The 23,096-nt window shown below is 64.9% G+C and carries 25 protein-coding genes; 18 read left to right on the forward strand and 7 right to left on the reverse strand.

Features of this window, described 5'->3' with window-relative positions:
• The first annotated feature begins 130 nt into the window (after positions 1-130).
• The 16 genes from XI08_RS04180 to XI08_RS04255 all read left to right on the forward strand — a co-directional run bounded on the left by XI08_RS04180 (position 131) and on the right by XI08_RS04255 (position 14,219).
• A complete protein-coding gene (locus tag XI08_RS04180; RefSeq protein ID WP_271573464.1) occupies positions 131-514 on the forward strand; it encodes a hypothetical protein in 384 nt (127 codons plus the stop codon).
• A complete protein-coding gene (locus XI08_RS04185) occupies positions 511-1,593 on the forward strand; it encodes a PHA/PHB synthase family protein (RefSeq protein ID WP_027543984.1) in 1,083 nt (360 codons plus the stop codon). Before XI08_RS04180 ends, XI08_RS04185 begins: the two co-directional genes overlap by 4 nt.
• Positions 1,590-2,183 carry a GNAT family N-acetyltransferase gene (locus XI08_RS04190; protein ID WP_027543985.1) on the forward strand — a complete coding sequence of 198 codons (594 nt, stop codon included), beginning with the start codon at positions 1,590-1,592 and terminating at the stop codon, positions 2,181-2,183. The genes XI08_RS04185 and XI08_RS04190 overlap by 4 nt, the downstream gene beginning before the upstream one ends.
• A 213-nt stretch (positions 2,184-2,396) precedes the next feature.
• On the forward strand, positions 2,397-2,852 hold the full coding sequence (locus tag XI08_RS04195) for a phasin (RefSeq protein ID WP_135172383.1): 456 nt from the start codon (positions 2,397-2,399) through the stop codon (positions 2,850-2,852).
• Positions 2,853-2,987: 135 nt separating this feature from the next.
• Positions 2,988-4,274 (forward strand): DUF445 domain-containing protein, encoded by a 1,287-nt coding sequence (locus XI08_RS04200; RefSeq protein WP_271573465.1) that lies wholly within the window; start codon positions 2,988-2,990, stop codon positions 4,272-4,274.
• Positions 4,275-4,461: 187 nt separating this feature from the next.
• Positions 4,462-5,232: an alpha/beta fold hydrolase gene (locus XI08_RS04205; RefSeq protein ID WP_271573466.1), complete on the forward strand. Its 771-nt coding sequence runs from the start codon at positions 4,462-4,464 to the stop codon at positions 5,230-5,232.
• Between the two features lie 240 nt (positions 5,233-5,472).
• A complete protein-coding gene (gene paaX, locus XI08_RS04210) occupies positions 5,473-6,339 on the forward strand; it encodes a phenylacetic acid degradation operon negative regulatory protein PaaX (RefSeq protein ID WP_271573467.1) in 867 nt (288 codons plus the stop codon).
• Between the two features lie 76 nt (positions 6,340-6,415).
• On the forward strand, positions 6,416-7,408 hold the full coding sequence (gene paaA, locus XI08_RS04215; RefSeq protein ID WP_271573468.1) for a 1,2-phenylacetyl-CoA epoxidase subunit PaaA: 993 nt from the start codon (positions 6,416-6,418) through the stop codon (positions 7,406-7,408).
• A gap of 10 nt (positions 7,409-7,418) precedes the next feature.
• Complete coding sequence (gene paaB, locus XI08_RS04220; RefSeq protein ID WP_008136594.1) at positions 7,419-7,706, forward strand: 1,2-phenylacetyl-CoA epoxidase subunit PaaB; 288 nt, start codon at positions 7,419-7,421, stop codon at positions 7,704-7,706.
• Positions 7,706-8,482, forward strand: coding sequence for a 1,2-phenylacetyl-CoA epoxidase subunit PaaC (gene paaC, locus XI08_RS04225; protein ID WP_271573469.1), 777 nt, complete (start codon positions 7,706-7,708; stop codon positions 8,480-8,482). Before paaB ends, paaC begins: the two co-directional genes overlap by 1 nt.
• On the forward strand, positions 8,476-8,979 hold the full coding sequence (paaD, locus tag XI08_RS04230; RefSeq protein ID WP_271573470.1) for a 1,2-phenylacetyl-CoA epoxidase subunit PaaD: 504 nt from the start codon (positions 8,476-8,478) through the stop codon (positions 8,977-8,979). The genes paaC and paaD overlap by 7 nt, the downstream gene beginning before the upstream one ends.
• Positions 8,980-8,981: 2 nt before the next feature.
• Positions 8,982-10,064 carry a 1,2-phenylacetyl-CoA epoxidase subunit PaaE gene (gene paaE, locus XI08_RS04235; RefSeq protein WP_271573471.1) on the forward strand — a complete coding sequence of 361 codons (1,083 nt, stop codon included), beginning with the start codon at positions 8,982-8,984 and terminating at the stop codon, positions 10,062-10,064.
• A 101-nt stretch (positions 10,065-10,165) separates the two neighbouring features.
• Positions 10,166-10,615 (forward strand): hydroxyphenylacetyl-CoA thioesterase PaaI, encoded by a 450-nt coding sequence (gene paaI / locus XI08_RS04240; protein ID WP_271573472.1) that lies wholly within the window; start codon positions 10,166-10,168, stop codon positions 10,613-10,615.
• A gap of 32 nt (positions 10,616-10,647) precedes the next feature.
• Entirely contained in the window at positions 10,648-11,979 is a 1,332-nt protein-coding gene (gene paaK / locus XI08_RS04245; RefSeq protein WP_271573473.1) for a phenylacetate--CoA ligase PaaK, read from the forward strand.
• A gap of 65 nt (positions 11,980-12,044) precedes the next feature.
• A complete protein-coding gene (locus XI08_RS04250; RefSeq protein WP_271573610.1) occupies positions 12,045-13,049 on the forward strand; it encodes a quinone oxidoreductase family protein in 1,005 nt (334 codons plus the stop codon).
• Between the two features lie 114 nt (positions 13,050-13,163).
• Positions 13,164-14,219, forward strand: a complete 1,056-nt coding sequence (locus XI08_RS04255) for a YeeE/YedE family protein (protein ID WP_271573474.1) — start codon at positions 13,164-13,166, stop codon at positions 14,217-14,219.
• On the opposite strand, the gene XI08_RS04260 is transcribed toward XI08_RS04255, so the two are convergent.
• The gene (locus XI08_RS04260; protein ID WP_271573475.1) at positions 14,198-15,112 is read right to left on the reverse strand and encodes a DMT family transporter; all 915 of its coding nucleotides are present in this window, start codon (positions 15,110-15,112) and stop codon (positions 14,198-14,200) included. The two genes, XI08_RS04255 and XI08_RS04260, sit on opposite strands and share 22 nt — an antisense overlap.
• A 101-nt stretch (positions 15,113-15,213) precedes the next feature.
• Between XI08_RS04260 and pdxR the strand changes: the two genes are divergently transcribed.
• Positions 15,214-16,644: a MocR-like pyridoxine biosynthesis transcription factor PdxR gene (gene pdxR / locus XI08_RS04265; protein ID WP_271573611.1), complete on the forward strand. Its 1,431-nt coding sequence runs from the start codon at positions 15,214-15,216 to the stop codon at positions 16,642-16,644.
• Between the two features lie 61 nt (positions 16,645-16,705).
• Here pdxR and XI08_RS04270 read toward each other — a convergent pair whose 3' ends face one another.
• The 5 genes from XI08_RS04270 to XI08_RS04290 all read right to left on the reverse strand — a co-directional run bounded on the left by XI08_RS04270 (position 16,706) and on the right by XI08_RS04290 (position 21,477).
• Positions 16,706-17,929: a bifunctional alpha/beta hydrolase/OsmC family protein gene (locus tag XI08_RS04270; RefSeq protein ID WP_271573476.1), complete on the reverse strand. Its 1,224-nt coding sequence runs from the start codon at positions 17,927-17,929 to the stop codon at positions 16,706-16,708.
• A gap of 27 nt (positions 17,930-17,956) precedes the next feature.
• Positions 17,957-18,619, reverse strand: coding sequence for a sulfite oxidase-like oxidoreductase (locus XI08_RS04275; protein WP_271573477.1), 663 nt, complete (start codon positions 18,617-18,619; stop codon positions 17,957-17,959).
• 4 nt (positions 18,620-18,623) lie between these two features.
• Complete coding sequence (locus XI08_RS04280) at positions 18,624-19,946, reverse strand: MFS transporter (protein ID WP_027544002.1); 1,323 nt, start codon at positions 19,944-19,946, stop codon at positions 18,624-18,626.
• 34 nt (positions 19,947-19,980) lie between these two features.
• Positions 19,981-21,201, reverse strand: a complete 1,221-nt coding sequence (locus XI08_RS04285; protein WP_271573478.1) for a cytochrome P450 — start codon at positions 21,199-21,201, stop codon at positions 19,981-19,983.
• Positions 21,202-21,267: 66 nt separating this feature from the next.
• Positions 21,268-21,477, reverse strand: coding sequence for a ferredoxin (locus XI08_RS04290; protein WP_135172397.1), 210 nt, complete (start codon positions 21,475-21,477; stop codon positions 21,268-21,270).
• Positions 21,478-21,625: 148 nt separating this feature from the next.
• On the opposite strand from XI08_RS04290, the gene XI08_RS04295 reads away from it, so the two are divergent.
• Positions 21,626-22,273, forward strand: coding sequence for a TetR/AcrR family transcriptional regulator (locus tag XI08_RS04295; protein WP_271573479.1), 648 nt, complete (start codon positions 21,626-21,628; stop codon positions 22,271-22,273).
• On the opposite strand, the gene XI08_RS04300 is transcribed toward XI08_RS04295, so the two are convergent.
• Positions 22,270-22,908 carry an aspartate/glutamate racemase family protein gene (locus tag XI08_RS04300; RefSeq protein ID WP_271573480.1) on the reverse strand — a complete coding sequence of 213 codons (639 nt, stop codon included), beginning with the start codon at positions 22,906-22,908 and terminating at the stop codon, positions 22,270-22,272. The two genes, XI08_RS04295 and XI08_RS04300, sit on opposite strands and share 4 nt — an antisense overlap.
• Between the last annotated feature and the right edge of the window lie 188 nt (positions 22,909-23,096).

Below are 23,096 nucleotides of genomic sequence, written 5' to 3' on the forward strand. Positions count from 1 at the left end.
GGTTTCCCGCCGCAAAGAAGCGGCGTGCACATTAGCGCACCCGCTGCTTGCCGGTTGACCGGCACCGCGCAACGGTGTCGTATGGCAAAAAAAGAAGGGCATCGCAGCTCTCGATTTCAGGAGGACGCCGATGACCGACAAGACCAACGACCCCGTTGCCGTGTGGCAGAAAATGGTTGGCGAGATGGAGAAGGGGTTCAACTCTTTCGCCAATCAAGCCATGTCGTCGCCTGAGTTCTCGCAAGCGATGAATCGAGCCGGCGGCGTTGCTGCAGGTGCTCAGAAGCAGCTCGGCGAGCTCATGGAGAAATACCTTGTCAGCATGAATCTGCCGAGCCGCGAGCAGGTCACGGGTCTTGCGGAACGGCTACAGTCCATCGAGGCCCAGATCGGCGAGATGAAGTCGATGCTGAGCCAGATGGCGGCAGGTTCCGGAATCTCGCAAGGCGTCGACGGTGCGCCGCGGCCGCCGCGGACGAAACGCCCGCCCTCCGAAGGCGGAGAGCCCAAATGAACGCGGCGACGGGACTTGATTTCGCTTCCATCCCGGAGCGCATCCAGTCCGAGGTGCAGCGCGCAATCCAGCGCAGCATCAAGGGCGTCGAATATTTCTCGACCTCCGGCCCGACGCTCGGCTCGACGCCGAAAGACGTGCTGCATTCGCGCGGCACGATGAGCCTCTACCATTATCGGCCGATGTCGGACGAGATCTACCGCGTGCCGGTGCTGATCGTGATGGCGACCACCAATCGCGGCTACATCCTCGACCTCGTGCCCGGCCAGAGCTTCATCGAGTTCCTCCTGAGGCGCGGCTACGATGTCTACATGCTCGACTGGAGCGCACCGCGTCCGGAAGAGAAGAGCCTGCGCATGGAGGACTACGTCCTCGACTTCATCCCGGATTGCGTCCGCCGCGTGCAGGCGGATTCCGGCGAGCAGGACGTCTCCGTCATCGGCTACTGCTTCGGCGGCGTACTGTCGCTGCTCTATGGCTCGATCCACAAGGACGGGCCGATGAAGAACTTGATCTGCTTCACCACGCCGATCGACTTCCGCGAGATGAAGCTGTTCTCCAATTTCTCCGACCGCCGCTATTTCGACGTCGATCGCCTCGTCGACAGCGTCGGCAACGTTCCGCCGGAGATGATCCTGTCCTCGTTCGAGATGCTGCGTCCGGCCTCGCGCACGGTGAGCCAGATCCAGCTCTGGGAAAACATCTGGAACGACGAGTTCGTCAAGTCCTACCGGATGTTCGATCGCTGGGCGACCGATACGCTGCCGCTGGCTGGAGAATATTTCCGCACCATCACCAAGGACCTGATGTGGGACAACAAGCTGTTCAACGACACCATGTCGGTCGGCGGCCGCGCGGCGAAGCTCGAAGACATCAAGGTTCCGTTCCTGCATGCGGTCGCCGAGCACGACCACATCGTGCCCTATGATGCGGCAAAGCACCTGATCGCGAAGATTGGATCGGCGGACAAGGAGGAGGTGATGCTGAAAGGCGGTCACGTCTCGCTGGTCGCCGGCGCCAACGCGGTGAAGCGGCTGTGGCCGAAACTGGACTCCTGGCTGGGGAAGAGATCGACATGAGTGAGCAGCGTTCCTATCCGCGTCAGGTCAAGACCGACGCCGGCGAGATCGAGATCCGCCTGATGTCGCCTGCGGACGAAGCCGCGGTGCTGGCCTTCGGCAAGGGCCTGCCGACGCACGATCTCCTTTTCCTGCCACGCAACATCAGCGAGCCAAAAGTGCTCTCGGCCTGGGTCAAGGAGATCGAGCGAGGTGCGATCACGAGCTTGCTCGCGGTGAAGGACGGCAAGGTCGTCGGCTGCGGCACGCTGGTGCGCGATCCGCATTCCTGGTCGCCCCATGTCGGCGAGATCCGCATGGTGGTCTCGCTCGACGTGCGCGGGAAGGGGGTGGGGCGGGCGCTGTCGCAGGAGACCTTTGCGCTGGCGCTCGGCGCAGGCCTGGAAAAGCTCTCGGTCCAGATGACGGTCGACCAGCAGGCGGCGATCGCGCTGTTCGAAAGCCTCGGCTTCAAGGCCGAGGCGCTGCTGCGCGACCACGTCCGCGACGTCGACGGCAAGACCCACGACATTGTCGTGCTTGGCCACAACATCGCGCAGGTCCAGGCCCAGATGGAGGCCTATGGGCTGCCAGGCGCCGTCCAGCACTAGGATCACAAAGACCGGCCGGGCACCGTTGCTCGGGAACCAATTGCTGAGGGAGGCATCATATTGCCTCCTGTTAGGGCTGTTCACGATTTCGTGATATCGCAGTGCAATATGAATATTGCATCGCACAATTAACTATGCCATATAAGCCGTGCCCCGGGCCAATGAGGACGGGGTGAGCCCATAGCTCAACCCAATGAGGATGGAGAGAACCCCATGACCACTGAAACCAACACTGCCTTCGAGGGCTTCAAGGACGCTTTCAAGAACATCCAGAACCTGGAAGTTCCCGAGGCCGCCCGCGAGTTCGTCAAGAAGACCGCCAACACCGCCAAGGACCGTGCTGCCGAGGTGTTCGCTGGCTCCGAGCGCGTGACTGCCGCCGTCGAGAACGCGGTGACTGAGTCCGTCACCGAGGCCGGCAAGATCAGCCGCAACATCCAGCAGGCGATCTACGAGGACGCCGAGGCGTTCTTCTCGGGCATCGACAAGCTCGCGTCCGCCAAGTCGTTCAGCGAAGCCGTCGAGATCCAGTCGAGCCTGCTCCGCTCCCGCGGCGAAGCCTTCGTCTCGCGCACCAAGGCGACCACCGACTATCTCGGCAAGCTTGCCGCCAACGGCGCGAAGTCCGCTCAGGACAACTTTGCCAAGGTCTACAACAAGACCGCCTGATTGCGGGTCGCGTTGACAAACTGAATTTTGAGGCCCGCTTCGGCGGGCCTTGTTTTTTGCGCTGCCGTCATGATCGGTCGTCATTCCGGGTCCGGTCCTGCGGACCGTCCCGGAATGACGTAACCTCGGTGAATCATGACCCCACCCGCCACCTTCTCCTTCGACACTCCCGGCGACGCCGAGCGCGCGGCCGAGTTGCGCCGCGTGAAAGCGTTGGCGACGCTGGTGCTCGCCTCGACGCTGGCCTTGTTCGTCGTCGCGAAATGGCTTCTGCCCGTGCATCCCGTGTTCGGCTTCATCGCAGCCTTCGCGGAAGCCGCGACCATTGGCGGGCTCGCCGACTGGTATGCCGTGGTCGCGCTGTTCAAGCGGCCGCTCGGCCTGCCGATCCCGCATACCGCGATCATCCAGAGCAACCAGGCCCGCATCGCCGACAAGCTCGGCGAATTCATCCAGGTGCATTTCCTCGAGGCCGGACCCGTCGAGGCCAAGCTGAACGAGATCGATTTCGGCTCCTTCGTTGCCGACTGGCTGCGCGACCGCAAGCGCAGCGATGATCTCGCGCGCTTCGCGCTGCGCCTGCTGCCGGAGGCCTTCTCCGCGACCGAAAGCTCGGGCCTGATGACCTTCATCATCCGCCGCATGTCCTCGCAACTCCAGGCGATCGACCTTGCGCCACTCGCGGCCGGCACGTTGCGCGGCTTCGTCGCGGAGGGGCGGCACCAGATCCTGTTCGACGATCTCCTGCGCGTGATGCACGAGACGCTGAACCAGAAGGAGACGATGGCGATGATCCGCGAGAAGGTGCGCGCGGAATTGCCGACCCTGCTCAGGCTCTACCGCGCCGACAAGTTTCTGGTGAACAAGATCGTGGCGTCCGCTACCGCTTTCTTCAATGAGGTGCGCAGCGATGCCAAACATCCGTTCCGCGGCGAGTTCGACCGCATGGTGCTGAGCTTCGTCGACCGGCTCGGCACCGACCAGGCCTACATCGATCGCATGGACGGCCTGAAACGCGATCTGCTGGCGCGGCCCGAGCTCGCCGATCTCGCCCGCACCGTCTGGGCCAACACACGCTCCTTCATCGAGCGCAGCGCCTCCGGCGAGACGCAGGTGCTGCAGCATCATCTCGCCGGCATGTTCGTCGCCGCGGGCGAGGCGCTCGCCGGCGATTCCGAGCTGCGCGGCGAGATCAACAAGGGTCTGGTGACGGTCCTGCGCAGCATCGTCGCGGATCAGAAGAGCGGCGTCTCCACCTTCATCTCCGACCAGGTCAAGGCGTGGGACATGGCGCAGCTGATTTCGCTGATTGAAATCAACATCGGCCGCGACCTGCAATACATCCGCTTCAACGGCTCGCTGATCGGCGGCCTGGCCGGACTCGCGCTCTACTCCGTAGAATTGCTGCTTCGATTGCTGTGACTTTTGCGTCACGGACGTTAGCATTAACGCGCGGGCCTATTGTGGCCCCGCGTCTCTACCGCTTGAATGTCGGGAACCGGCCGCCTAGCTGATTCATGTTGCGCTGCGGAACGTTCAAGAAGCCGGCGTATTGGAATTCATGCCCATTGCCGGCATCGCGGCCGGCGCCTTCCCAAGGGAAACATTGATGACCGCTACTGCCCAGACGCTGCGCCCGCCGTCCCGTACCCTGATGTTTCTGGAAGGGCGCGCGATCCACGAGTTCGGCGCATTCCTCGGTGCGCTGCCGCTGCTGAGCCTCGCGCCGCGCGGCGATGGGCATCCGGTGCTGGTGCTCCCGGGCCTTGTCGCCTCGGACGCGTCCACGCGCGCGCTGCGCACGTTTCTGTCCGGCAAGGGCTACGCGGTGAGCGGCTGGCGCCAGGGCCGCAACTACGGCCTGCGTCCGGGCGTGCAGCATGCGATGGTCGATCTGGTCCAGGAGCTCAGCGACAAACATGGCCGCAAGATCAGCCTGGTCGGCTGGAGCCTCGGCGGCCTCTATGCGCGCCAACTCGCCAAGATGATGCCCGAGCGCGTGCGCCAGGTGATCACCCTCGGCAGCCCCTTTGCCGGCGATCCGCGCTCCACCAATGCCTGGCGCGTCTACGAATGGGCGAGCGGGCAGAAGGCCGATCAGGTCGATCCGCGCTTCGGCGGCGAGCTCGCCGTGCCGCCGCCGGTGCCGACCACCGCCATCTTCAGCCGCACCGACGGCGTCTGCGCCTGGCAGGGTTGCATGGAGAAGTCGGGCGCGCAGACCGAGAGCATCGAGATCGAGAGCAGCCATTGCGGCATGGGGCATCACCCCGCCGCGGTCTATGCCGTAGCTGACCGGCTTGCGCAGAAGGAAGGCCAGTGGATGCCCTTCGACCGCAGTGGCTGGCGCAGCCTGGCGTATCCCGATCCGCATCGGTAAGCGGGCTTCTTCACCTCGCCCCGCTTGCGGGGAGAGGTCGGATCGCATCGGAGATGCGATCCGGGTGAGGGGGACTCTCCGCGAGTCCGTCTATCACTGAGTTTGCGGATGCAGCCCCTCACCCCGACCCTCTCAGCGCGAGCGAAGCTCGTCGCGCCCCCGTAAGAACGGGGAGAGGGAGAGTAAAGCTGTCGCGTCCGTCCATTGTCGCGCCCGCATCAAACGCGCTATGCCTCGCGCATGGCGCATCCGCTCTCCCGTATCATCGACCAGCTCAAGCGCGAGCCGTCGCGCACCGGCTCCATCGTCATCACCGTGTTCGGCGACGCCATCGTGCCGCGCGGGGGCTCGGTGTGGCTCGGCACGCTGCTGGAATTCTTCGAAAGCCTGGACATCGACAGCGGTGTGGTGCGCACCGCGATGTCGCGCCTGGCGGCCGACGGCTGGCTGACGCGTGAAAAGGTCGGCCGCAACAGTTTCTATCGTCTCGCCGACAAGGGCCATCAGACCTTCGAGGCCGCGACGCGCCACATCTACGATCCGCCATCGTCGAACTGGACCGGGCGTTTCGAGTTGCTGCTGATCGGCAATGGCGAGGACCGCGATGCCTCGCGCGAGGCGCTGCGCAATGCCGGCTTCGGCAGCCCGCTGCCCGGCGTGTGGGTTGCGCCGTCGGGCGTGCCGGTGCCGGACGAGGCTGCGGGCGCTATCCGTCTTGAGGTCTCCGCCGAGGACGACAGCGGGCGCCGCCTGCTCAGCGCCAGCTGGCCGCTCGATCGCACCGCGGACGCCTATCTGAGGTTCATGAAGACATTCGAGCCGCTGCACGCCGCGATCGGCCGTGGGACGACTCTTTCCGACGCCGACGCCTTCACCGCGCGGATCCTGCTGATCCACCACTATCGCCGCGTCGTGCTGCGCGATCCGCTGCTGCCCGAGAGCCTGCTTCCCGCGGATTGGCCGGGCAGGGCCGCCCGCGCGCTCTGCGGCGAGATCTATCGCGCGCTGCTTGCTCCGTCCGAACAATGGCTTGATGGCCATGGAACCAATGAAAAAGGGCCATTGCCGGCGGCGCGAAAACTCCTGGAACGGAGGTTCGGCGCCTGATCTTTATGTTACAGAAATATCTTGCATGAAGTAATTTCTGTTATATATTATCTCCCAATAAAACGGGAGGATGCGCATGTACACCCAGGCGCTGAACACGGCCGAGACCGAGGATCGCGGTCTTGAGGACGCGGCCAGGGCTGCGCAATTCCAGGCTCGCATCGATGCGGAGGAACGCATCGAGCCGAACGACTGGATGCCGGCGGCCTATCGCAAGACGCTCACCCGCCAGATCTCCCAGCACGCCCATTCCGAAATCGTCGGCATGCTGCCCGAAGGCAACTGGATCACGCGTGCGCCGACCTTGCGCCGCAAGGCGGCGCTGCTCGCCAAGGTGCAGGACGAGTGCGGCCACGGGCTCTATCTCTACGCCGCCGCCGAAACGCTTGGCGCCTCGCGCGAGGAGTTGGTCGACGCCATGCTCGCCGGCAAGGCCAAGTACTCCTCCATCTTCAACTATCCGACGCTGACCTGGGCCGACATCGGCACCATCGGCTGGCTGGTCGACGGTGCTGCGATCATGAACCAGATCCCGCTGTGCCGCTGCTCCTACGGTCCCTATGCGCGCGCGATGATCCGCGTCTGCAAGGAGGAGTCGTTCCACCAGCGCCAGGGCTACGAGATCATGCTGACGCTGTGCCGCGGCTCGGGCGAGCAGAAGGCAATGGCGCAGGATGCCCTGAACCGCTGGTGGTGGCCGGTGCTGATGATGTTCGGCCCGCCCGATGCCACGAGCCAGCACAGCGACACCTCGACGAAGTGGAAGATCAAGCGCTTCTCCAATGACGAGCTGCGCCAGAAATTCGTCGATGCCACCGTGCCGCAGGCGCAATATCTCGGCCTCACCATTCCCGATCCCGGCATGACGCAGGATGCCGACGGGCACTGGCGCTACAGCGAGATCGACTGGACCGAGTTCAAGCAGGTGCTCGCCGGCAACGGCCCCTGCAACCGCGATCGGCTTGCCGCGCGCCGCAGGGCGCACGACGAGGGCGCCTGGGTGCGCGAGGCGGCAGCTAGCTACGCCGCCAAGCGCGCACGTCGCCAGACCGCTCAAGCAGCCGAATAGGGGAATCACGATGGCCACGCCGAACACGCCGCTGTGGGAAGTCTTCATTCGCAGCCGCAACGGGCTCGCGCACAAGCATGTGGGATCGCTGCATGCGAGCGATGCCACCATGGCGCTCCAGGCCGCCCGCGACATCTACACCCGCCGCGGCGAGGGCCTGTCGATCTGGGTCGTGCCGTCCACCGCGATTACCGCGAGCGACCCCGCCGAGAAGGGCATGATGTTCGAGCCGGCGGAATCGAAGATCTACCGGCATCCGACATTTTATGAGGTGCCTGAGGAAGTGGGGCATATGTGATGCCGATCGCCAACACCCAGGTCTCCGAAACGCCGCTGGTGCTCTACGTCCTGCGCCGCGCCGACGATGCACTGATCCTCGGTCATCGGCTGTCGGAATGGTGTGGACATGCGCCGATGCTGGAAGAGGACATGGCGCTCTCCAACATCGCGCTCGACCTCATCGGCCAGGCACGCGAGCTCTACACCTATGCGGCCAAGGCCGAAGGCAATGACAACGACGAGGACAAGCTCGCTTACCTGCGCGACATCAGGCAGTACCGCAATCTGCTGCTGGTCGAGCAGCCCAACGGCGACTTCGCCCAGACCCTGGTGCGGCAGTTCTTCTATTCGGCCTTCGCCGACCTCTACTGGCGCGCGATGATGGCCTCGCGCGACACGACGCTCGCCGCCATTGCCGCCAAGTCCGAGAAGGAGAGCGCCTATCATCTGCGTCATGCCTCCGAATGGATCATCCGGCTCGGCGACGGCACGGACGAGAGCCATCGACGGGCGCAAGCCGCGATTGACCATCTCTGGGCCTTCACCGGTGAGATGTTTGCCGTCGACGACGGCGAACGCGCCCTGATCCATGCGGGTGTCGCCATCGATCTGGGTGTCTTGCGCGGGCGTTGGCTGCAGATGCTCTCCGATGTCGTCAGCGAAGCCACGCTCACGCTGCCGCAGAACGACTGGATGCAGCAGGGCGGCCGCGTGGGCCGGCACAGCGAGCATCTCGGCCATCTCCTGTCGGAGCTGCAATCGATGCAGCGTACCTTCCCGGGGCAGACATGGTGACGGTGCTCGAGAGCGGTGCGGATCTGCGCCAGCGCGCCTGGGATGCCGCGGCGGGCGTGGTCGATCCGGAAATCCCGGTGCTGACGATCGCCGATCTCGGCGTGCTCCGCGATGTCGTGCTCGACGGCGACCATGTCGAGGTCGCGATCACCCCGACCTATTCGGGCTGCCCGGCCATGAACATGATCGCGCTCGAAATCGAGATCGCGCTGGAGCGCGCCGGCTTCCGCGGCTCAAAGGTACGCACGGTGCTGTCGCCGGCCTGGACCACCGACTGGATGAGCGAGGAGGGCCGCCGCAAGCTGCGCGCCTACGGCATCGCGCCGCCGCAGGCCTCAAGCTCGCGCCGCGCGCTGTTCGGTGAGCAGTCTGTCGCGTGCCCGCAATGCGGCTCTGTGAGGACCGAGCTGTTGTCCGAATTCGGCTCGACCTCCTGCAAGGCGCTGTGGCGCTGCAAGGCCTGCCGCGAACCCTTCGATTACTTCAAGTGTCATTGACCATGTCAGCAGCCGCACCACGTTTCCATCGCCTGGCCGTCAACGATCTCCGCCGCGAGGCCTCCGACGCCATCTCGATGACCTTCGCCATTCCCGGCGAACTCGCCAGCGATTATGCTTTCACGCCCGGGCAGTACCTCACGCTCCGCACCATGCTGGACGGTGAAGAGGTGCGCCGTTCCTATTCGATCTGCTCCGGCCCCGACGATGGCGAGATCCGCATCGCGGTGAAGAAGGTCGATGGCGGTGCGTTTTCGAGCTGGGCCGCTGACGAACTCAAATGCGGCGACGAGCTCGACGTGATGACGCCGACCGGACGCTTCGGCGTGGTCGCGCCGGCCGATACGGGGCGGATCCATGTCGGCTTTGCCGCAGGTTCCGGCATCACGCCGATCCTGTCGATCGTCAAGGGCGTGCTCGCACGCGAACCAGCTAGCCGCTTCTTCCTGTTCTACGGCAATCGCTCGACCGACAACATCATGTTCCTCGAGCCGCTCGAGGAGCTCAAGGATCGCTTCATCGACCGCCTCTCGATTTTCCACGTCATCTCCGGCGAGGAGCAGGACATCCCGATCCTGCATGGCCGGCTCGACGGCGACAAGGTGAGGGTGCTGCTGCGCTCGCTGGTGCCGGCGGCAAGCATCGATCATGTCTTCATCTGTGGTCCGTCCGGCATGAGCGAGGACATCGAGGCGACCTGCCGCGATCTCGGCATCGCGGAGGACCGCGTTCACGTCGAGCGCTTCGTCTCGGAGTTCGGCGGCAAGCCGCGGCCGAAGAAGGCCGTTGCGCCCGGCGCGCCGCCGAAGGCGATCGCCTCGCTGATCATCGACGGCAAGCGACGCGACGTGCCGGTCGCCGAGGACGAAGCGATCCTCGATGCGGCGCTGCGCGCCGGCGTCGATCTGCCCTTCGCCTGCAAGGGCGGCATGTGCTCCACTTGCCGCGCCAAGCTGGTCGAGGGCGAGGCGCCGATGGACATCAACTATTCGCTGGAGCCGTGGGAGCTGAAGGCCGGCTTCGTCCTGACCTGCCAGGCCAAGCCGTCGTCCGAGCGGGTCGTGGTCGACTATGACCACGTCTGATCAGGCGGGTCAGTGCCCAACAATGCAAATGCGTTGCATTATTTGACACCCTGAACCAACCAGCAGAACATCATGTGCAAGCAATTGGCCGGGAGAAGCGCGTGAACGTCAAAGCCGCCCTGTCGCCTGAGGATATTGCCCGCGCCTGCGCCGATGCGATGTGGGCGGAGGACGATGCCTCCAAAGGTCTCGGCATGGAGATCGTCGAGATCGGTCCAGGCCTTGCGACGCTGGCCATGACGGTGCGGCCGGACATGGTCAACGGTCAGCGCATCGCCCATGGCGGCTTCATCTTCACGCTCGCAGATTCTGCCTTTGCGTTTGCCTGCAACTCGCACAATGAGCGTGTGGTCGCGGCGCAGGGCCAGATCACCTTCATCAAGCCCGGCAAGCTCGGCGATCGGCTCATTGCGAAGGCGCGGGAGATCAGCCGTGGCGGCCGCTCGGGGATCTACGACGTGCGTGTCACCGCAGGCGACACCGTCATCGCGGAATTCCGCGGGCATTCGCGCGTCATTCCCGGCACGTGGCTGCCGGCACAAGACAAGTAAAGAAAAGAACAGACCAATGTGGGGAAACGAGGATGGCTCTGACCAGGCTCAAGGAAGGTGGCACCACCTATAGTGCCGAGATGGACGCGCATGAGCGCGCCTCGCGCGACGAGATCATGGCCTTGCAGAAGCAGCGGCTGGGCTGGTCGCTGAAGCACGCCTACGACAACGTCGCGCATTATCGCAACGCCTTCGACAAGGCGGGTGTGCATCCGACCGACTTTCGCGAGCTCTCCGATCTCGCGAAGTTTCCGTTCACGGTGAAAACGGATTTGCGCGACAATTATCCTTTCAACATGTTCGCGGTGCCGCGCGAAAAGCTGGTGCGCGTGCATGCCTCCTCCGGCACGACGGGTAAGCCGATCGTCGTCGGCTACACCCAACGCGATATCGATACATGGTCGGAGGTGATGGCGCGTTCGATCCGCGCCGCGGGCGGCCGCACCGGCATGATCATCCACAACGCCTATGGCTACGGCCTCTTCACCGGCGGGCTCGGGGTGCACTACGGCGCCGAAAAGCTCGGCTGCACGGTGGTGCCGATCTCCGGCGGCATGACCGAGCGGCAGGTCCAGCTCATCAACGATTTCCGCCCCGACATCATCACGGTGACGCCGAGCTACATGCTGGCGATCCTCGACGAGTTCAAGCGCCAGAAGCTCGATCCGCGGCAGTGTTCGCTCAAGGTCGGCATTTTCGGCGCCGAGCCCTGGACCAATGCGATGCGCGGCGAGATCGAGGACGCCTTCGACATGGATGCGACCGACATCTACGGCCTGTCCGAGGTGATCGGCCCCGGCGTCGCGCAGGAGTGCATCGAGACCAAGGACGGCCTGCACATCTGGGAAGACCACTTCTATCCCGAAGTGATCGATCCCCAGACGGGCGCGGTGCTGCCGGATGGCGAGAAGGGCGAGCTGGTCTTCACCTCGCTCACAAAGGAAGCTTTCCCGGTGATCCGCTATCGCACCCGCGACCTGACGCGGCTGCTGCCGGGCACGGCCCGGCCGGGCATGCGGCGCATGGAGAAGGTGACGGGCCGCTCGGACGACATGATCATCCTGCGCGGCGTCAACCTGTTCCCGACGCAGATCGAGGAGGTGCTGCTCGCCACCGACTGGTGCGGCGGCCACTTCATCCTCGAATTGACCCGCGAAGGCCGCATGGACGAGCTGACCATCATCGCCGAGGCGCGGCCCGAAAGCTGGGACGGCCGCGGTCTCGTCGACCATGCCGACCGGATCGCGACCCACATCAAGAACACGATCGGCATCAGCTCCAATGTGCGGGTGGTGGCGCCCGCCACGCTGGAGCGTTCGCTCGGCAAGGCCAGGCGCCTCTACGACAAGCGGCCCAAGGACTGACTTGACGGATTGACTTGACCACCCGTAAGGGCGACAAGGCCCGCGAGAAATCGCGGGTCTTTTCGATGTCACCAGCCGATACCAAAGCCGTCGAAGCGCGCTGTGTGCGCCTTAATGCCAAGGCCGAGAACGCGGCCGCGCTTGCGCCGGTTGTCGAGCGTCAGAGGCTCACGCGCGGTCCAAACGATGTCCTGATCGAGGTGAAGGCCGCCGCCGTCAATCCGTCCGACGTCAAGGCCGCGACCGGGCTGATGCCCTATGCCGTATTCCCGCGCACGCCGGGCCGCGATTACGCCGGCGTGGTGATCGATGGCCCGGCCGGCACGGTCGGCCGCGAAGTGTTCGGTTCCTCCGGCGATCTCGGCATCCGCCGCGACGGCACCCATGCCAGCCATCTCGTCGTCGAGCTCGACGCGATCGTGGAGAAACCCAAGACGGTGCCCTGGGAGGAGGCAGCCGGCATCGGCGTTCCCTTCGTCACCGCGATGGAAGGCTTTCGCCGCGCGGGCGTGCCGAAGAGCGGCGAGACGGTGCTGGTGTTCGGCGTCAACGGCAAGGTCGGCCAGGCCGCGGTGCAGATCGCGACCTGGCAGGGCGCGCGCGTCATCGGCGTGGTGCGCAAGGCGGAAGCTTATGAAGGCCACGCCAACGCGCCCATCGAGGTGATCGACGCCTCCGCGACCGATGTCGCCGCGCGCGTGCGCGAATTGACCGGCGGCAAGGGCGCCGACATCGTCTTCAACACGGTCGGCGATCCCTATTTCCAGGCTGCGCACAAGTCGCTCGCCTTGCGCGGCCGCCAGATCCTGATTGCCGCGATCGACCGCATCGTGCAGTTCAACATCCTCGAATTCTACCGGGGCCAGCACACTTATGTCGGCATCGACACGCTCGGCCTGTCTTCGACGGCGACAGGCGCGGTGCTGCGTGACCTTGGTCCCGGCTTTGCCAGCGGTCACCTGAAGGCGTTTCCGATCAAGGCGAATGCCGTCTATCCGCTGGAGCGCGCCAGGGAGGCGTATGTCGCGGTCGCTGGCTCTTCGCGCGACAGGGTAATCCTGCGGCCATGAAACTCGTCATTGCGAGCGCAGCGAAGCAATCCAGAAATGTATCCGCGGAGATGGGCTGGATTGCTTCGCTGCGCTCGCAATGACGGAGAATGACGAGAGATCTGAGAACAACCGATGGAATCCGCCCAACTCGTCATCCTCGCCGGCCTCGTCATCGGGCTCATTTACGGCGCCGTGGGTCTGCTCAGCGGCTTCTGCCTGATGAGCAGCATGCGCGGATTCCTCGCCGAAGGAGACGGCCGGCTGGTGCGGTCCTATGCGCTGGCGATCGCTGTCGCGATCGCCGCGAGCCAGGTCCTGGCCAGCAGCGGCGCCGTCGATCTCGGCAAGTCGATCTACCTGCAACAATCCTTCTCGGCGCCGGTGCTGTTCCTCGGCGGCCTGCTGTTCGGCTACGGCATGGTGCTGTCGAACGGCTGCGGCTCGCGCGCGCTGGTGCTACTCGGCTGCGGCAATCTCCGTTCCTTCGTCGTCGTGATCGTGCTCGCTATCGCCGCGCAGATGACGCTCAAGGGCCTGATCGCGCCGGCGCGCATTGCGCTGGTTCAGGCCTCGCAAACCACGGTCAACACGAATTCGCTGCCGTCGCTGCTGGCGGCGCTCGGTCCCTCTGAAGCTCTCTCGCGGGCGATTGCCGCAGCCGGGATCGTCGTCGCCCTGATCCTGTTCGCGTTCGCCCACCCGGTGTTTCGCCGTTCGCCGGGCCAGATCGCGGCGGGCGTCATCGTCGGTGTCCTCGTTGCGAGCGGCTGGTTCGTCACCGGCCATCTTGGCGCCGACGACTTCAATCCCGTCCCCGTAACCTCGCTCACCTTCGTCGCGCCGATCGCCGATAGCCTGCAATATGCCATGCTCTCGACCGGCCTGACGCTGAATTTCGGCATCGCGACGGTTGCCGGCGTCTTCGCCGGCAGTCTGGCGACGGCACTCGCTACGGGTCGCTTCAAGCTCGAAGGCTATTCATCGCCGCGCCACATGCTGCGCTCAGGCAGCGGCGCCGCGCTGATGGGCATCGGCGGCGTGATGGCGTTCGGCTGCTCGATCGGACAGGGGCTGACTGGCGTGTCGACGCTGGCGCTGGGCTCGTTCGTTGCGCTCGCCGGCATCCTGCTCGGCACGACGGCAGGCCTGCGCGGCGTGCTGCGCGTTCAACCTCTCGCGATGGCCTGACTGCGCAGCAGGCGATCCCCGAGCGTTGCCAGGCCGATGCCGGCGACGATCAGTCCGGCCGCGACAGCAAGGCTCATGTCGATCGGTTCGCCCAGCAGGATCGCCGCACTGGCGATGCCGACGAGTGGTGTCGCCGTGGTGCCGAGCGATGTCGTCAGCGCCGAGATACTCTTGTTGACCATCGACATCGCCCAATAGGCAAGCGCCGTCCCAATCAGGCCGGAATAGAGGAACAGGAGCACGAGCCTCCACGACCATTCTGCGTGTGGCAGGCCGTCCGCGATTGTTGCGCTAACAGTCAGGACGATCGTTGCGACGAGTACCTGCCAGATCAGCAGCTGGAGCGGAGAGGCGATCCAGCGATGCGCGCGAATATAGATGATGTTCGCGGCCCAGGAGATCGCGGCCAGGATGACCATGCCGGCGCCGAGCACGACGTTGGTATTGGTCCAGTCGATCGATGCTGGGTTCAGAATCACGGCAAGGCCGATCAACCCAAGCAGCGCGCCGGCGAGTTTGGGCGCGGTCAGTGTATCTTTCGCCAGCAGGGGCGCGGCGATCGCGACCCAGAGCGGTGTGGTGTAGCCGAGCACGATGGCCTTGCTCGCGGGCAGGAAGCGCACACCGGCCGCAACCAGGACCGAGAACACCGTCATGTGCAGCAGCGCCACGCTCAGGACCACAGGAATGTCGCGCCGGTCCGGGATCACCAGATTGTTGCTCAGTCCGAGGATCACGAACAGTCCGGCCAGCGCGATCCAGCTCCGGATCGCTGAAGCCCACAGCGGGGAGAGGAACTGGACGAGCTGCTTCGTCACCGACCAGTTCACGCCCCAGGCCAGCACGACGATGAGGAACAGGCCGACGGCGGCGCGAGGTGACAGGGAGTTCATTTCGGAGGTCCTTGAAGCAGTCCGGCCTGGCGGATAGCATCCGGGCTGGCACCAGCAAAAGTGCCAGATCGTGAAGGAATAAGGTGCCAGTTGCAGAAGAGATGATCGCCGGCCTGATCGAGCTGAAGCGGACCGGCGATGAAGGGCTGATGGCTCAACTGACGAGCCAGCTCAGGGAGCTGATCGGAAGCGGCCGCATCGGCAGGGGCCGCGGGCTGCCGTCGAGCCGACAGCTTGCGAGCGATCTCGGCGTCTCCCGCAACACCGTGACCTATGCGTTCGAGCAGCTTGCCGCCGAAGGATATCTGGCTGCGTCGCGCGGGCGGCGCCCGGTCGTGACGGTCGACGGCGGTGAGCGTATCGTAGCAGCTGGCGCCGCGACATCACGTGTCCGCGCCGGCACGCCGCGCCTCTCTCCCTGGGCCTCGAAGCTCAAGCAGGCGGACTGGCCGATGTCCTATCTGGCGCAGCTGAAACCCCTGCGGCCGGGGCATGGCGATTTCAGGGAGTTTCCGAACGAGGTCTGGGCGCGCTGTCTGCGCCGCAGCGCCGTGCGTGCGGCCAGGCGCGAGCTCGGCCCCGTCAACCGTCCGCGCCTGCGCGAGGCGCTGGCGCATTATCTGGCAACCAGCAGAGGCGTTCGCGCCACGGCGGACCAGATCATGATCCTGCCGAGCGCGCAGGCCGCGCTCACTTTGATCGCGGCGGCCGTCATCACGCAGGGTGACGAGGTCTGGGTCGAGGATCCCGGCTATCCGGGCGCCGCGGCTGCCTTCCGTGCCTCCGGCGCGCGCGTGACCGGCATCAGGCTGGACGAACAGGGCATGCAGCGGATGCCGGGCCTTGCGGCTCCAACGCTGATCTTCATGACGCCATCGCACCAGCATCCGACCGGCCGGCTGATGTCGCTGGCCCGCCGCACCGAATTCTTGGGCATGAGCAAGCCCGGTAAGACCTGGATCGTGGAGGACGATTACGACGGCGAATTCCACTATGACAGCCGGCCGGTGCCGGCGTTGCAGGGGCTCGATACCCATGGCCGCGTGTTCTATGTCGGTACGTTCTCGAAGGCTATGACCTCGGATATCCGTCTCGGCTATCTCGTCGTGCCGCCGGCGCTGGTCAGCACCCTGGAGATCGCGCAGCGGCATATCGGACTGATCGCCGCCAGCCATGTTCAGGAAGCGCTGGCCGAGTTCATTGCCGACGGGCATTTCCTCGCGCATCTGCGCCGGATGCGCCGGCTCTATCACGCACGCCGCGATCATCTCGTCGAGGGACTGGAGCGCCATCTTGGCGAGGTGCTCACGGTCGAAGTGCCCTCGGGCGGCATCCAGCTCGTCGCGCGCCTCAAGCGCGGTCGCGCTGATCAGGCCGCGGTCAAGCGGCTGGTCGAAGCGGGGGTCGAGACGCGCGCCTTGTCCAGCCTTGCGCTCGGCCGGCCACGCGATCACGGCCTGCTGCTCGGCTTTGCGGCATGGCGCGAGAACGAGATCAGCGCCGCCGTACGGACGATGGCATCGTGCTTCTAGAGCATGATCCGGAAAAGTGTGAAGCGGTTTTCCGAAAAGATCATGCTCAAACAATAAGGCGTTAGTCTACGGCCTTGGTCACGATGCGGATCTCCGAGGTCAGCGTGCGATGCACCGGACACTTGTCGGCGATCTCCATCAGCTTCTTGCGCTGTTCGGCATCGAGCGCGCCGTCCATCGCGATGTCGCGCTCGATCTGGTCGAGCATGCCCTCGCGCGTCTCGCACTCCGCGCAATCCTCGGCGTAGATCTTGGAATGTTTCAGCGTGACCGTGACGCGCTCGAGCGGCAGCGACTTGCGGTCGGCATAGAGGCGCATGGTCATGGAGGTGCAGGCCCCTAAGCCTGCGAGCAGGAAGTCATAGGGGCCGGGGCCGGCATCCTCGCCGCCGGCAGCGACCGGCTCGTCAGCCACCAGATGATGCGGCCCGACGGTGATGATCTGATTGAACTTGCTCTTGCGGGTCTCCTGCACCACCACCTTGCGCGGCTCCTCGACGAGATCCATCGGCTTGGCAGGCTTTGCGGCGTCGATGTAGCGGCTTGCCCAGGCCGCGATCATGTCGGCCGCATAGAGAGCGTCGGCCGGCCTGGCGAGGAGATGATCGGCGTGGTCGAGCGAGACGAAGCTCTTGGAATGCTTGGCCGCGACGAAGATCTTGGTTGCATTGTCGATGCCTACGGTGTCGTCGACCGGCGAGTGCATCACCAGCAGCGCCTTGTGCAGGCCGGTGACGTCCTTGATCAGCTCATGCTCGGCGATGTCTTCGAGGAATTCGCGCTTGATGCGGAATGGACGCCCGGCAAGCGACACTTCGACCTCGCCCTGTGCGCGGATCGCGTCGACATGTTCCCTGAACAGGCCGGTGACGTGGGCCGGGTCGGATGGCGCTGCAATGGTCACCACCGCTTTCGCCTCGGGAACCTTGCTGGCCGCGGCGAGGATCGCAGCGCCGCCGAGGCTATGGCCGATCAGGATCGACGGCGCCTTGCGCGTCGAACGCAGATGATCGGCCGCGCGCACGAGATCGGCGACGTTCGAGGAGAACGTCGAATTGGCGAAATCACCCTCGCTGGAGCCGAGGCCGGTGAAGTCGAAGCGCAGCACCGCGATGCCCTTGGCTGCGAGCGCGACCGAGATGCGCTTGGCCGCCAGCGTGTCCTTGCCGCAGGTGAAGCAGTGCGCAAACAGCGCGAAAGTTGAAGGTTCACTGTCCGGCAGCTCCAGCGCGGCCGCGAGCTGATGGCCGCCTTCGCCGGTGAATTGAAAGCGTTCCGTCGGCATGGGCTTCCCCCGTCTCCTGGTTGAAACTTAGTCGCTTGAATAGCGCTGCTCGGCCCAGGGATCGCCGCGGTTATGATAGCCGCGGACTTCCCAGAAACCGGGCGCGTCGTCGGTCAGGAATTCGATCGCCTGGAGCCATTTGGCGCTCTTCCAGAAATACAGGTGCGGCACGACCAGCCGCACCGGGCCGCCATGCTCCTCCGTCAGCGGCTGGCCGGACCAGCTATGGGCGAGCAGAGCGTCCTCGGCGGCAAAATCGTCCAGTGCGAGGTTGGTGGTGTAGCCGTCATAGGAATGCAGTACGACGAAGCGCGCATCCTCGCGCGGCCGGCAGGCGGCGAGCAGTTCGCGCGTGGCGAGGCCTTCCCAAAGGTTGTCGTAGCGCGACCAGGTCGTCACGCAGTGAATGTCGGAGGTGAACTGGGCCTGCTTCTGTGCAGTGAACTCGGCGAAGGTCCAGAACACGGGATGTTCGATCGCGCCGTAGACGTCGAGCCGCCAGCGCTCACGCGAGACCGGTGGCACGACTCCGAGGTCGAGCACCGGCCAGTCCTTGGTGAGGTGCTGGCCCGGCGGTAGCCTTTGATCTTCCGGACGCGTGATCTTGCCGGTGAGGAAGCGGCCCTCGCGCGCCCATTTCTCCTTGGTGCGCGTCAGCTTGCTGTCGGGCGGCTCGTTGTCGTCGGCCATCAGCTTACTCGTGGCGATGCATTGCGGAGGCGTGCTTGGTGTCGCGCATGGTGGAATAGATGATCAGCGACAGGCAGATGACGCCGCTGAGGTAGAAGTAGAACCATTCCTCGTGCCCGATGCTCTTGAAGTAGAGCGCGATCGCCGGTGCCGTGCCGCCGAAGATCGAGACCGTGATGGCATAGGGCAGGCCGACGCCGAGCGCGCGGACATTGGTCGGGAACAGCTCGGCCTTCACCACGGCGTTGATCGAGGTGTAGCCGGCGACGAACAGCCAGGCACAGCAGATCAGGATGAAGGCCATGAAGGGCGACTTCGTCTCCTTCAGCGTCATCAGCAGCGGCACGGTCGCGAGCGTACCGGCGACGCCGAAGAAGATCAGCAACGGCTTGCGGCCGATCTTGTCGGAGATGGCGCCGTAGATCGGCTGCAGGATGGTCGCGAAGATCAGTGTGCCGAAGATCACGAAGGTGGTCTGGTCTTCGGTCAGCCCGACCGAGAGTTTGACGAAGGTCTGCATGTAGGTGGTGAAGGTGTAGAACGCAGCGGTGCCGCCGGCGGTGAGGCCCACCACCAGCAGCAGTTCGCGCGGATAGCGCAGCAGATTGGTGATCGAGCCGGTCGGCTTCACCACCTTCTTGGCTTCCTCGAACGCCTCGGTCTCGTGCAGATTGCGCCGCATCACTGCGGCAAAGATCGCCAGCCCCGCGCCGATCGCAAACGGGATGCGCCAGCCCCAGGCCTTCAGCTCCTCCGGCGTGAGGAAGACCTTTTGCAGGAGCAGCAGCACGATGATCGCGGTGAGCTGGCCGCCGATCAAGGTCACATATTGGAAACTCGAATAGAAGCCGCGGTGCCTGGGATCGGCGACCTCGCTGAGATAGGTGGCGCTGGCGCCGTATTCGCCGCCGAGGCTCAGGCCTTCGATCACGCGGGCCAGCGCCAGGATCACCGGCGCGGCAAGGCCGATCGTGGCATAGGTGGGTGTCAGCGCAATGATCAGCGAGCCGAAGCACATGAAGACGACGGACAGCGTCAGCGAGATACGCCGGCCGTAATGGTCGGCAAGGTAGCCGAAGAACCAACCGCCCAAGGGCCGCATCAGGAAGGTCGCTGCGAATACGACGGCGACGTTCAATTGCTGCACGACCGGGTCGTTGCCGGGGAAGAAGGCGGGAGCGAAATAGAGCGCGAACGCCGTATAGGCGTAGAAGTCGTACCACTCGACGAGATTGCCGATCGAGCCGATGAAGATCGCCTTGATCCGCCGCTCGGCGTCGGCGATGTCAATGTGGTCGGAGGCCGGTTGGGTTGCTTGCTCAGTCACGTCCGGCCTCTCTCCGTATCTCAGTTGGAGAGGCCTACATCGCCTTTCCGAGCAGAAATGGCAACTGGCGGGGGCCTCTCACCGTGCCCTGCGACCAGGTCACGGTGCCTGCCGGATCGAGCCGGAAGTCCGGAATGCGCTTCAGCCATTCCTCCAGCGCAACCTGCATCTCCATGCGCGCAAGGTTGGAACCGACGCAGCGGTGGATGCCGAGGCCGAAGGCGGCGTGGCGGTTCTCGCGTCGGTCGATCACGACTTTGTCAGCGTCCGGAAACATCTTGGGGTCGCGGTTGGCGGCCGGGAACGACAGCAGCACCATGTTGCCCGCCTTGACCGGGCAGCCTGAGATCGTGGTCTCCTTGACGACCTCGCGGGCCATGGTCACCGGCGAATAGGCCCGCAGCAGTTCCTCCACGGCGATCGGGATCAGTTTGGGTTCGGCCAGCAGGCGCTCGCGGTCGGCGGGCGTTCTGGCGAGATGCCAGAGCGAGGAGCCGATCGCGCTCCAGGTGGTGTCGATGCCGGCGATCAGGAGCAGCCGCAGCGATCCCAGCACGTGGGACTCTTCCAACGGCTGGCCTTCCTTGTCCTTGGCGTTCATCAGATAGGAGATGAGATCGTCGGTCGGCTTCGATCTACGCTCCTCGATATGCGTCCTGAAATAGTCGCTCATCTCGTGCACCGCCTGGAGCAGCATGGTCTCGTCCTTGATGCCGAGCTCCAGGATCATGTGGATCCAGTTGACGAAGAGGTCGCTGTCGCTCTCGGGAATGCCGAGCATATGGGCGATGGCCCGAACTGGGATGTATTTGCTGTAGCGCGCTGCGGCATCGACCTTGCCGTCGGAGACGAAGCCGTCGATCAGCTCGTTGCAGATGGCGCGGACCCTCGGCTCGAGCTTCTTCATCGCGTCGGGCGTGAAGGGGGGCAGCAGCAACTGCTTGGCCGGCTTGTGCACGGGCGGATCGGAGGTGATCGGCGGGGCCGCGTTCCGGGAAATCTCCGGCCGGACGTCGCGGACGATGATGCGGCGCGAGGAGAAATGCTCGGAGTCGTTGGCTATCTCGCGCACCGCCTCGTAGGTCGTCGGCATGTAGCAGCCGAGGAAGCGCTCGGTGTGCACCACCGGGCTTGCGGAGCGCAGCTCGTCCCAGATCGGGAAGGGGTCTTCCGTCCATTGCGGATCGGTATGGTCGAAATCGTTGATCCAGTCGGTCACGGGCGGATGGGCGAGAGGTTGGCTGACGTCGGACATCGCGGGAAGATCCTCAGGCTGTTGTTCGCTGAAATCACGCGCATGCGGGCACGCAGGAAGCCCGCGCTACTCCTCGATCACATCGATTGCGATTTCCGGGCAATTGGATTTGGCAAGCCAGGCCTTGTCTTCGAGTCCCGGCGGAACCGTGCCGTCGCCGGCTTCGCGGGCGTTGCCGTATTCGTCGAGCTCGAACAGCTCCGGCGCCAACGCCTTGCAACGGGCATGGCCCTGGCATTTGTCGGGGTCGACGTGAACCTTCAGTCGCTCTGTCATGGCGGCTTCCTTGGTCGTATGCGCGCGGCGTCCGAAGGACGGCGCGTTCCTCTGATGGGCGGCATTTGCCGCTCGTTCTAAGTTATATACTATTACATTCGCGACAGGCTTCCCCTGTCAAGCGCAAACTTATAGGCTTGGCCGCAACATGCGTTCACAACTCGCCCGCAAGCCCGAGAACACCTACCACCACGGCGATCTCCGCGATGCCTTGATCAAGGCCGCGTTGCGCGAGGCGGAGCAGGGCGGCGCCGAGGCAATCAGCATCAAGGCGCTGGCAAAGCAGCTCGGCGTCTCGCAGCCGGCGCCCTACCGGCATTTCGCCGACCGCGAGGCGTTGCTGGCAGCGGTGACGGCGGAGGCGTTCCGGCAGCTCAGCGCGATTCTAAGCGAGGCGATGGCAAAGCCGTCCAAGCAATCGAAACTATCGCGGCTCGCGCAGGCAACACTCGACTTCGGCCTGCGCCGCAACGGCATCTACCGCCTGATGTTCGCCTCGCGCACCGTGTCGTGCGCGGCCAAGGGCAGTGAGCTGCACGCGGCCACGCGCGAGACGTTTGCGCTTGTGATCGAGGCCCTGGAAGTGCCTGCCGTCGGCTATTTGCGCGAACGGCAAGCGCTCAAGATCTGGGCGGCCGTGCATGGCGTGGTGATGCTGGCGGAGCAGGGCCTGTTCACCGGCGAGTCGGCGCATGCCACGCGCGAGGAACTGGTCGAGGATTTTGTGAACGAAACGAAGGCCGCGCTCGCTGCTGCGATCAAGGATGCGCGACGTCGGAAAAGGTCCGGCGCCTAGACCTTCGCTTTCAGCAGCCTCATCAGCTTGTCGACCGCGCTGTCCGGGGTCGTCACGACCGGTCGGCCAGTGGCCTCGGCGACCAGCGGCGCGGTTGCCGCGATGCTGAATTGCGCGAGCGCAATGACGTCGCAATCGCGCAAGCCCTTTGACGCCTCGACAATCAGCCTGTCGTGCGTGGCGCGGTCGCCGCGATCGAGCGCCGCCAGCGCGCCCTCGGCAAGCTTTGGCACGACCTGAACGGAGGCCGGAAACTCCGGCGGCATCGAGGCCAGCGTCGGCGCGAAGGTCGAGAGCAGGCCGATGCGCTTGCCCATCGTCACCGCCCGTTCGATCATGGCCTCGTTCGGCTTGAGCACCGGCATCGGCGCATGCGCGTGCGCCACCGCCTCGATGCAGGGGCCGAAGGCCGAGCAGGTGAACAGGATCGCATCCGCGCCAGTGGCAGCGGCGTAGTCCCCGAGCGCCAGGAAGCGCTCGGTCATGGTGTCGTTGAGTGCACCGTCGCGCGCCAGATCCGCCGACAGGCTGTCGTCGAGCAGGTTCATCAGCCGCGCCTCTGGCCACGCCGTCGCGAACGCGGCCTCGATCGGGGCGATGGAATGCTTGAGAGCGTGGATGAGGGCGATGCGCATGGGATGTCTCTTCTCCCTCGCCCCGCTTGCGGGGCCGCGACGAGCTTCGCTCGCGCTGAGAGGGTGGGGTGAGGGGGATTCTTCGCGAGGACGGTGAGAGTTGGACTCGCGAAGACTCCCCCTCACCCGGATTGCTGCGGACGATGCTCTGCATCGCCGAGCGCAATCCGACCTCTCCCCGCATGCGG

It is taken from the genome of Bradyrhizobium sp. CCBAU 11361 (assembly GCF_028128935.1).
Lineage (GTDB): Bacteria > Pseudomonadota > Alphaproteobacteria > Rhizobiales > Xanthobacteraceae > Bradyrhizobium > Bradyrhizobium niftali.